Here is a 3,818-nt window from a genome sequence, read left to right on the forward strand (position 1 = left end):
TCCCCCAACGGGGGGTCTGGGGGGAAGCCTCCCCCCAGATCCGGGGGGCGTAGCCAGCTAATGGGGGAAGGGTAGGACAAAAATAAAAAAGACAGGGATAATATCCATGTCCGGATCAAAAAAATAGTGAACATGATTGTAGCGTCAATCGAACAGATTTGCCCAGACCAACAAGAATGGTTGGAACAATGCGAGCTATTAGTCAAAGCAGAAAGTTTACCAGCAATAGTTTGGGTGGCGATGCAAATGGGATTATGGATCGCCAGAGGGATAGTAGAAGCAGAACTGAAGCGGAGAGCCAGGGTGATTGGAGAATGGTCGAAATGTCAGCAGTGCGGACACAAACTGCAATCAAAAGGCTGGAGAGAGCGGCAAATCGAAACAGTGATTGGGAAAATCAACTGGAACAGAAGAGTGGGGAGGTGTCCAAAAGGATGTAGGGGTCATCTAGCGGTGCCATTAGATGAAGCACTGGGGATTGCACCCAACCAGTCGAGCAGTGAAGAATTGATGAGATTAGGTTGTTTGCTCAGTGTGGTCATGCCGTATGAGCTAGCAAGTTGGCTGTTAGGTCAGTGGAGTGGGCTATCAGTCAGTAGCAGTACCCTGTGGAATTGGGTTCAGACCAAAGGTAGACAGGCGCAAGCCGAGATTGAATTACAACTTCAATCACAAGCCCAGGGGCAAGTTGTCAAGCCAGATCCACTCTCAGCGATTGAATCGGTCTTACCATTGGCAATTGCCGCCGATGGAGTCATGGTACCTTTTCGCCCAGTCGCCAACACACCCAAAGGAAAAACGCAGTGGCAAGAAATCAAAATCGCCTTGCTAACACGCTTAGGCTCTGGCATCAATCGGGCAGGAGTAACAGTCCCACAACTGTTGAATCGCCGACTGGTAGCTGTGTTAGGCGATATCGACAAATTTATTCCCCACATTCAGCTAGAAGCGCGTCGTCAAGCCTTTGACTCAGCTTCACAGGTAGTCTGGCTCAGTGATGGCGGCAAAGGGTTCTGGCGGGTTTACCATACTTGTTTTGCTCACTGCACTGTTGCCGTGCTCGATTTCTATCATGCGGCTGGGCATCTGTGGCGGGCTACTGCGGCGATCTTTACATCTCCTCGCTCTGCTGATGCCAGGGCTTGGTTTGTCCGTTGGCGACACCAACTCCGTCACGGCCAAGATGCCCTCGTCCTAGCTTCTTTGACCAGGCTGATTAACACCGATCTGTTTACTGGTAATTCTTTGGCTACTCTCCTTCAAGTCCAAGCTTACTTTCAGCGTCATCACCACCATATTCGCTATCAACACTTTGAGCAGTTACAGCTCCCTCTCGGTTCTGGCATGATTGAAAGTGCCTGTAAGTGGCTGATTCAACAACGTTTTAAGGGTGTTGGCATGAGATGGAGCGAGTCTGGCTTCAACAATTTACTTATTCTCCGTGTTGCTTGGGTCAATCAACGTTTCGATCCCCTTTTTCCGAATGTTACTCTTCCCGTACATCCGCACTCCCCCATCCCTTAACTACGCCCAGATCCGGGTTCTCTAGCACCAGTAACTCACAACTAAGCACTAGTCCAAACCGAGCTTACAATGGTAATTCTGAGTCGGATTCTAGATTTTCGATCGATTGAATACCGCGCGGATCTCCGAGTTTGAGTAGAGCTGCTTTAGCATCATCTCTAACTCCCAGATCCGCATCTTCTTCTAATACTTGAATCAGCGCATCGATCGCTGTAGCATACACCACATTCGAGGGTAACTCGCGACACAATCGCCCCAAAGACCACGCACAATTACTCCGCACGGCGGCTAAAGGATCGTTAATTAAAGCTTCAATAATCGGCGGAATCGTCGCGATTACTGCCTCATAACTGAGATCTGCGGCTTGTCCGAGCGCGCTAGCCGCCCACAACCTCACAGCCGAAATATCCACCTTCAAAGAGCGTAGGAGTGGCTTGAGCGCGCGAATATCGCGACAGTTGCCCAAAGCCCAGACGATCCCCTTACGAACGTAGCCATTCCAATCTCGATCGAGTTGAGAGATGAGCGGTTCGACAGCATCGGGGCTGGGATTGCGTCCTAATCCATAGGTAGCCGCAACTCTCACCAATGGACAAGGATCGGCAAGCAAATCGATCAAATGCGGAATCGCTCTAGCATCTTGAATCTCACAGAAAGCTCGCGCCGCCAACATTCGCTGAGAGGGAACTGCACTGGTGAGCAATCGCAACATTGCCTCTGGATCTGGCTGGAGCGGCTCTGGATTGGCATCTAATACTGCCAAAGTGTCTAGATCGTCCTCTGAACTATCTAGATCGATATCATCCTCTAGGAAGTTCGGATCTGCTTCGTAAACCATAATAAATACTCTAGCCTATGCCCATCACCAAAATCTAGTCCAAAGCTGTATATCTATCTAACCCGATCGCGACAGTTGAGGATCTATTGGCCGACAGTATTGAAGATCGAGCTATTATTGACAACTCGATCGCATTATAGCAAAGTCAATGCAGCCAAAGCGATCGGCGATAACCGATCTAGTTTTCGATCTTCGAGATTTGGATCCTGGGTCGATCGCGATCGACCATCAAAATGTTAGGGTAGGGGCAATTCAGCAATTGCCCCTACCCTAGCATTGTTCGTTCGCAATTAGTTGGGATCGACAGCAGACTTCAGTTTGAGCTGAAGATCGGTACCTTTTTTCAACACTACTTCGCCACCGGGACTCGATAGAACAAACGCAGTTGCGGCGGCAGCACCTGCGAGCTTACCATGTTTGAATTTAGTCTTGTCACCGATAAAGTTACCCGCGATCGTGCCGCCTAAAATAATTCCGGCATTTTTGAGAAATTGCCCTTTAGTTTTGGTTTCCACTTTAGTATTAACTAATGCGGCATCGATCGGTAAAAGATCGCCATTTTTAAGTTTGAGCTGGTCGAAAGCTAAATTCATTTGAGATTTTTTGCCTTTAGCTGCTTTAGTAACCTTTTCTAAATGTCCTTCGATCGTGGCATCTTTCAAGGCTGGATATTTGCCGACAGAACCGTTTTTAACTTTAATTACAAATCGATCGTTATCGCGATTTTTACCGCTAGATAATTCTTGTTGCAGATCGGTATCGATCGTAATTCCGGCTGGAACTATTGCCAAAGCACCAGCAGTTGATGGTTTGGTTGCAGTCATCGCACCAGTAGTTGCGGGTTTAGTTGTAGTCATTGCACTAGTATTTGTCGATCTGACTGTATCTACAGGCTTGTCGGCAACATTTTTGCTACAGCTTGCTAAACTACCTAAAGATAGTGTTAACAATAATAACGAAACAGATTGTTTTAACATGATTTTAGAATCCACACCTCATACCACATCAAAATTGAATGCGATAGGCTCAGTTTAGCATTTTGGCATCGATTCAACCATTGGCTATTTGTCCGGAAACCTCTACTATCTACCCTATATCGATCGCTAAATCTATACAACTATCTATTTAATTTAATCCGATCGATCGAAATGAAAAATCGGCGCGCGGGTATCAAACGGCAATCGTCCGCCTACTGGCAATAAAAACGCATGAGCGCGGTGCAAAGTCAGCGAATCGCACTCGCCATCCGTAATCACCAAAATCGGCGCATCTTTCGGAAAATCCACCGCTGATTCTAATTTGACGATCGCAGGCATCAACACCGTACCACCTCTACCTTTAACCTCAACCGTTTCCAGCAAACTTTCTGGCTCCACATAACGATACCTGTCTAAATGTTAAATCTGAGTGAGAGAAAATTAATCAACGTTACCGTTAAAAAATACATTTACACGGT

The 3,818-nt window shown here is 47.2% G+C and carries 4 protein-coding genes; 1 reads left to right on the forward strand and 3 read right to left on the reverse strand.

The features are described from left to right. Window positions 1-132: 132 nt before the first annotated feature. On the forward strand, window positions 133-1,524 hold the full coding sequence (locus C7B77_RS25840) for an ISKra4 family transposase (RefSeq protein ID WP_106311742.1): 1,392 nt from the start codon (window positions 133-135) through the stop codon (window positions 1,522-1,524). 64 nt (window positions 1,525-1,588) lie between these two features. Here the strand turns inward: C7B77_RS25840 and C7B77_RS25845 are convergent, their stop codons facing one another. The 3 genes from C7B77_RS25845 to C7B77_RS25855 form a co-directional block, all read right to left on the reverse strand. Further along, the gene (locus C7B77_RS25845) at window positions 1,589-2,362 is read right to left on the reverse strand and encodes a HEAT repeat domain-containing protein (RefSeq protein WP_106311744.1); all 774 of its coding nucleotides are present in this window, start codon (window positions 2,360-2,362) and stop codon (window positions 1,589-1,591) included. Between the two features lie 290 nt (window positions 2,363-2,652). Further along, window positions 2,653-3,339 carry a hypothetical protein gene (locus C7B77_RS25850; protein WP_106311748.1) on the reverse strand — a complete coding sequence of 229 codons (687 nt, stop codon included), beginning with the start codon at window positions 3,337-3,339 and terminating at the stop codon, window positions 2,653-2,655. 153 nt (window positions 3,340-3,492) lie between these two features. Next, window positions 3,493-3,738 carry a hypothetical protein gene (locus C7B77_RS25855; RefSeq protein ID WP_106311746.1) on the reverse strand — a complete coding sequence of 82 codons (246 nt, stop codon included), beginning with the start codon at window positions 3,736-3,738 and terminating at the stop codon, window positions 3,493-3,495. Window positions 3,739-3,818: the final 80 nt, after the last annotated feature.

The organism is Chamaesiphon polymorphus CCALA 037 (genome assembly GCF_003003845.1).
GTDB classification, from domain to species: Bacteria; Cyanobacteriota; Cyanobacteriia; order Cyanobacteriales; family Chamaesiphonaceae; genus Chamaesiphon; species Chamaesiphon polymorphus.